Below are 5,717 nucleotides of genomic sequence, written 5' to 3' on the forward strand. Positions count from 1 at the left end.
TTGCCGCGCGCTAGACCGCGGCGTCCTTCTTGTTCTGCCGGTGCTCGACGAGATCATCCACAACGGCGGGATCGGCCAGGGTCGAGGTGTCGCCGAGGCTCGACGGTTCGTCCTCGGCGATCTTGCGCAGGATGCGGCGCATGATCTTGCCGGAGCGGGTCTTGGGCAGGCCCGGCGCGAACTGGATCAGGTCCGGCGAGGCGATCGGGCCGATCTCCTTGCGGACATAGGCGACGAGGTCCTTGCGCAGCGTCTCGCTCGGCGTCTCCCCCGTCATCAGCGTGACATAGGCGTAGATGCCTTGGCCCTTGATGTCGTGCGGATAGCCGACGACGGCGGCCTCCGACACCGACGGATGCGCGACCAGCGCCGATTCGACCTCGGCCGTGCCCATGCGGTGGCCCGACACGTTGATGACGTCGTCGACGCGGCCGGTGATCCAGTAATAGCCGTCGGCGTCGCGCCGGCAGCCGTCGCCGGTGAAATACTTGTTCGGATAGGTCGCAAAATAGGTTTCCTCGAAGCGCTTGTGGTCGCCATAGACCGTGCGCATCTGCCCGGGCCAGCTCTCGGCGATGACGAGATTGCCCTCGCAGGCGCCCTCCAGCACCTTGCCCTCGGCATCGACGATCTCAGGCTTGACGCCGAAGAAGGGCCGCGTCGCCGAGCCCGGCTTGAGCCTGGTCGCGCCCGGCAGCGGCGTGATCAGGATGCCGCCGGTCTCGGTCTGCCACCAGGTGTCGACGATCGGGCAGCGGCGGTCGCCGACGACGCGGTGATACCACTCCCAGGCTTCCGGATTGATCGGCTCGCCAACCGAGCCGAGCAGGCGCAGCGACTTGCGCCTGGTCTTCTTCACCGGTTCCTCGCCGGCGCCCATCAGCGAGCGGATCGCGGTCGGCGCTGTGTAGAAGGTGTTGACCTTGTGCTTGTCGATGACCTCCCAAAAGCGCGAGATCGTCGGATAGGTGGGGATGCCCTCGAACATCAGCGTCGTCGCGCCATTGGCGAGCGGCCCATAGAGGATGTAGCTGTGGCCGGTCACCCAGCCGACATCGGCCGTGCACCAGTAGATGTCGCCGTCATGATAGTCGAAGACGTATTGGTGGGTGATGGAGGTATAGACGAGATAGCCCGCCGTGGTGTGGAGAACGCCCTTGGGCTTGCCGGTCGAGCCCGAGGTATAGAGCAGGAAGAGCGGATCCTCCGCCTTCATCTCGGCCGGTGGGCAGTGGCCCGAGGCCTTGGCCGCCTCCTCGTGATACCAGAGGTCACGGCCCTCCTGCATCGAGACCTGGCCGCCGGTGCGCTGCACCACGATGACGGTGGGGATGCCGCCCTTGACCTTGTCGCTGGCGGCGTCGACGTTCTTCTTCAGCGGCACGGAGCGGCCGCCGCGCAGCCCCTCATCGGCGGTGATGACGATCTTCGAATCGGAATCCTCGATGCGGCTGGCGAGTGAATCCGGCGAGAAGCCGCCGAACACCACCGAATGAATCGCGCCGATGCGGGCGCAGGCCAGCATCGCATAGGCCGCTTCCGGGATCATCGGCAGGTAGATGGTGACGCGGTCGCCCTTCTTGACGCCCTGTGCCTTCAGCACGTTCGCGAATTTGCAGACCTCGGTGTAGAGTTGGCCGTAGGAGATCTTCTTGGATTCGGAGGGGTCGTCCCCTTCCCAGATGATCGCGGTCTGCTTGGCCCGCGTCGCCAGGTGCCGGTCGATGCAGTTATAGGCGACGTTGGTGGTGCCGTCCTCGTACCATTTGATCGAGACTTTGCCGGGCTTATAGCTGGCATTGCGCACCTTGCTGTAGGGCTTGAACCAGTCGATCCGCTTGCCCTGCTCGCCCCAGAAGGCGTCCGGGTCCTTGATTGAGGCGGCATAGAGTTTCTTGTACTTGGCGTCGGTCGCCCAGGCCTTCTTCGACCAGGCGGTCGGCACGTCATAGATGATCTCGGTCATGGCAGGCGCCTCCCCAGACTTGGGCCTTGCGATAGACATTGGCCTTGCGACGGTGCGGACGATCGCGGCCGGGCCTCTTGTTCGCTGCCGGCATCATAGGGGGCCATGGCGCGCTGCAGCAAGCCGCGAGGCCTCGCACTTTCGGGGGAGAGGAGCTTGTCCCCATGCGTATCATTGCAACCTATGATTGCGTTTTTCCAGGATGGCGCTAGCGTCGGATCAGGCGGCAAGGGGGGGCGACCATGGGCAGGAATATCTGCATCTTTTCGGACGGCACGGGCCAGGCCGGCGGCGACAACCCGATCAACTGGACGAATGTCTATCGGCTCTACAAGCATACGCGCGACGCCGACCCGGCGCGGCAGATCTGCTTCTACGATCCGGGGCTGGGCGCCCATCCCGACGGTGAGAAGCCGGGGCCGCTGCGGCGTACCCTCAATATCCTGTCGCAGGCTACGGGCTACGGCATCACCACCAACATCATCGACTGCTACACCGCGTTGCTGCTGAGCTATCAGCCGGGCGACCAGGTCTTCCTTTTCGGCTTCAGCCGGGGCGCCTACACCGTCCGGAGCCTCGGCGGCGCCATCGGCCTGTGCGGCGTGCCGCCGGGCCTGCCGAAGCTCGCGCGCTGGAGCGAACTGCAGCGCAGCCTGGAACACGAGGTCCGGGCGATCGCCACCGAGGCGGTGAAGACGGTCTATCAGGAGCGCGACGAGACGAAGCGCCACGAGGCCGCAGACGCGTTCCGCCGCAATTATGGCTCGCAGGAGTTGCCGCCGACCTTCGTCGGCGTCTGGGACACGGTGCGGGCGCTGGGCGTCAAGGGGCTGAACAGCTTCACCCTGGGCCGGCACAGCTTCAACAACAACCGACTGAACAAGGCCGTGCCCTATGGCCGTCAGGCGCTGGCCATCGACGAAAACCGCAAGACCTTCGCACCCGAACTCTGGGAGGAGGACGAGGAGAACCCGGACCGGATCCAGCAAATCTGGTTCGCCGGAGTCCATACCGATGTCGGCGGCGGCTACGGGCTGAAGATGGGCCTCTCCGACATCACGCTGGACTGGATGCTGACGGAGGCGACCGCGATCCCCCAGCCGCTGATCGTCGACCCGGCGCTGCCGGCATCGTTGGCGCCGGACCCGCTCGGAAAGCAGCACGACCAGCTTCGGAGCGGCTGGATTCCGTTCACGCCCGGCACGCGCGAGGCCTTCATCCCGCCCAGGCCATCGCAAGCGGGACGGCCGGTGTTCGGCACGGTGCCGCCCCGCTTCAAGGCGCCCGCCGTGCCGATCCTCGACGAGCAGAAGCCCTATCGTCCGAAGGCGCTGCGGGCGCATCCAGATTTCAGCCACCTCCCCTGGTAACACAACCCACCGGGTCATTCCGGGGCTCCGCGAAGCGGAGAGCCCGGAACCCATGAACACCGTCGCATTGCGGTTTGGCGCTCTGTTCCTGGTTGCCGATGGCCCTCGTGTTCATGGGTTCCGGGCTCGGGCCTTCGGCCCGCCCCGGAATGACGGCGTGTTTCCGAGACAGGTCCGTCCGCGAGAGCCGTCTAAAGCCCACCCATCTTGCAGACGAGGTCCCATTCCGCGTCTGTGACCGGCTGCACCGAGAGGCGGAAGGATTTCACCAGCGACATCTCGGCGAGCTTCGGCTCGGCCTTGACCTGGGCGAGGCTGACGGGCTTCGGCAGCGGCTTCACGGCCTTGAAATCGACCAGCACCCAGGGCTCGCCGGGGATCCAGATATAGGCCTCCTTGATGACCTCGACGATGCCGACGACCTCGAGCCCCTCATTGGAATGGTAGAAGAAGACCTGCTCGCCCCGTTTCATCGCCATCAGATTGAGCTTGGCGGTGTGGTTCTTCACGCCGTCCCAATGCGTGCCGGCCGCGCCGGCGGCGACCTGCTGGTCCCAGGACCATTTCGAGGGTTCGGACTTGACGAGCCAATGGGCCATGGCGTGCTCTCGCAGGGTGGCGTGGACAGGAATCGTCGATAGCGAAATCCGCGCCGGCTGCCTATGGGCGCCCGGTCACTCGTCCCCGTCCGCCTCCTGCGCCAGCGGCACCGGCGGCTTCGAGGCCTCCGGCCCCTGAACGTTCCAGAAGCGCACCATCTCGCGGGTCAGGGCGGCGTAGTCCTGCGGGTCGAGTTCGACGCGGACCTCGGCTTCACCGAAGGGCAGGATCAGCACGAAGCGGTGCGTTCCTTCGGCGCGGCGACGGCGATGCTGGATCACCGGCTGGGCGATGCGCCCCGCCAGCGGCACGGGCTCGCTCTCGGCGACGAGGTCCGAGCCGGTCGTCTTGCGCACCTCGGCGATGCCGCGCGCCACCCGCTTCGTCAGATCCGACCAGTCGCTCGCCATCACCCGCTCTCCCGTTCCCGTTCGGCCCGCAGCGGCCGGGCGAGCAGCCCGGTGACCGCCTCGCGCACGCCGATCTCGCCGTCGATGATGCCGGCGACCGCGTCCGCGATCGGCATGTCGACGCCGCCGGCCCGCGCCATCTGCGCCAGTATCTGGGCGGTGAAGGCGCCTTCCGCCAGAGCGCCGCCGGCCGCGTCGGTGACGCTGCGGCCCTGGCCGAGCGCGAGCCCGAAGGCGAAGTTGCGCGATTGCGGCGAGGCGCAGCTGAGCACGACGTCGCCGAGCCCCGAGAGCCCCATCAGCGTCTCGCTCTGCGCGCCATGCGCCTGGCCGAAGCGGCGCAGCTCCGCAAAGCCGCGCGCGACCAGCGCCGCGCGCGCACTCTCGCCATAGCCGAGGCCGATCGCGATGCCCGCCGCGATGGCGAGCACGTTCTTGGCCGCGCCGCCGATCTCGACGCCGCGCGGGTCGGCACTGTGATAGATGCGGAAGGCAGGCGAACTCAGCGCCTCGGCGAGCGCCTGCGCCAACGCTGCGTCGGTCGCAGCGAGCGTCACCGCGGTCGGCAGGCCCTTGCCGATATCGGCGGCGAAGCTCGGCCCCGAGAGAATGGCTGGCCGGGCGCCCGGCAGCGCCTGCGCGATGATCTGGGTGGTGAAGAGCCCGGTCCGCTGCTCGATGCCCTTGGCGGCGGAGATCACCGGCCGGTCGGCCGGCAACCGCGAGGCGAGGGCCTCGCAGGCCTGCCGCAGGCTCTGGGTCGGCACGGTCAGCAGCAGGGCGTCCGCCGCGACGAGGTCGGCAAGCGAGGCAGTGGCTGAGACGCGCTCGGGCAGCGTCACGCCCGGCAGGCGCGGGGCTTGCCGCGTGAGCCGGATCGCCTCGACCGCCGCATCGTCGCGGGCCCAGATCAGGACGTCGCGGCCGGCCCCGACGGCAGCCAGGGCGAGTGCCGCGCCATAGGCGCCGGCGCCGATGATGCCGATCGTCTGAACGCGGTCGGCGCCGCTCATCCGGTGGCGCCGGTGGCCGCTGCCGCATCTCCGCGCGGTTTCAGTTCGTCGAGCGGCCAGCGCGGCCTTGCGAGCGCGCTCATGTCGTCGACGAGGCCGAGCCGCAGCCGCTCCAGCCCGGCCCAGGCGATCATCGCGCCATTGTCGCCGCACAGATGCAGCGGCGGGGCGACCATCGCCAGCCCGGCCTCGGTGGCGAGCCGTGTCAGGCCGCGCCGGATCGGCTGGTTGGCGGCCACGCCGCCCGCGACGACCAGCGCGCTCGGCGTGATGCCGGCCGCGGCGCAGGCCCGCATGCCGGCGCGCGTGCGGTCGACGAGCACGTCGACGATCGCCGCCTGGAAGGAGGCGCAGAGAT

5 protein-coding genes and 1 pseudogene are annotated in these 5,717 nt (G+C 68.2%); 1 reads left to right on the plus strand and 5 read right to left on the minus strand.

What is annotated here, in order from left to right:
• Positions 1 to 10 precede the first annotated feature (10 nt).
• Positions 11 to 1,966 (minus strand): acetate--CoA ligase, encoded by a 1,956-nt coding sequence (acs, locus tag Q8M82_RS05995; protein ID WP_305690466.1) that lies wholly within the window; start codon positions 1,964 to 1,966, stop codon positions 11 to 13.
• A 242-nt stretch (positions 1,967 to 2,208) separates the two neighbouring features.
• Here acs and Q8M82_RS06000 point away from each other — a divergent pair, with 242 nt between their 5' ends.
• On the plus strand, positions 2,209 to 3,336 hold the full coding sequence (locus Q8M82_RS06000; RefSeq protein WP_305690467.1) for a DUF2235 domain-containing protein: 1,128 nt from the start codon (positions 2,209 to 2,211) through the stop codon (positions 3,334 to 3,336).
• A gap of 191 nt (positions 3,337 to 3,527) precedes the next feature.
• Here the strand turns inward: Q8M82_RS06000 and Q8M82_RS06005 are convergent, their stop codons facing one another.
• The 4 genes and pseudogenes from Q8M82_RS06005 to Q8M82_RS06020 form a co-directional block, all read right to left on the minus strand.
• Positions 3,528 to 3,935, minus strand: a complete 408-nt coding sequence (locus Q8M82_RS06005) for an EVE domain-containing protein (protein ID WP_305690468.1) — start codon at positions 3,933 to 3,935, stop codon at positions 3,528 to 3,530.
• A 75-nt stretch (positions 3,936 to 4,010) separates the two neighbouring features.
• Positions 4,011 to 4,346 (minus strand): hypothetical protein, encoded by a 336-nt coding sequence (locus tag Q8M82_RS06010; protein WP_305690469.1) that lies wholly within the window; start codon positions 4,344 to 4,346, stop codon positions 4,011 to 4,013.
• A complete protein-coding gene (locus Q8M82_RS06015; RefSeq protein ID WP_305690470.1) occupies positions 4,346 to 5,359 on the minus strand; it encodes an NAD(P)H-dependent glycerol-3-phosphate dehydrogenase in 1,014 nt (337 codons plus the stop codon). The genes Q8M82_RS06010 and Q8M82_RS06015 overlap by 1 nt, the downstream gene beginning before the upstream one ends.
• Positions 5,356 to 5,717: pseudogene (locus tag Q8M82_RS06020) on the minus strand (tRNA (adenosine(37)-N6)-threonylcarbamoyltransferase complex transferase subunit TsaD); the annotation flags it as partial. The gene Q8M82_RS06015 and the pseudogene Q8M82_RS06020, both read right to left, overlap by 4 nt.

The organism is Allobosea sp., assembly GCF_030694325.1.
In the GTDB taxonomy this organism is placed as follows: Bacteria; Pseudomonadota; Alphaproteobacteria; order Rhizobiales; family Beijerinckiaceae; genus Allobosea.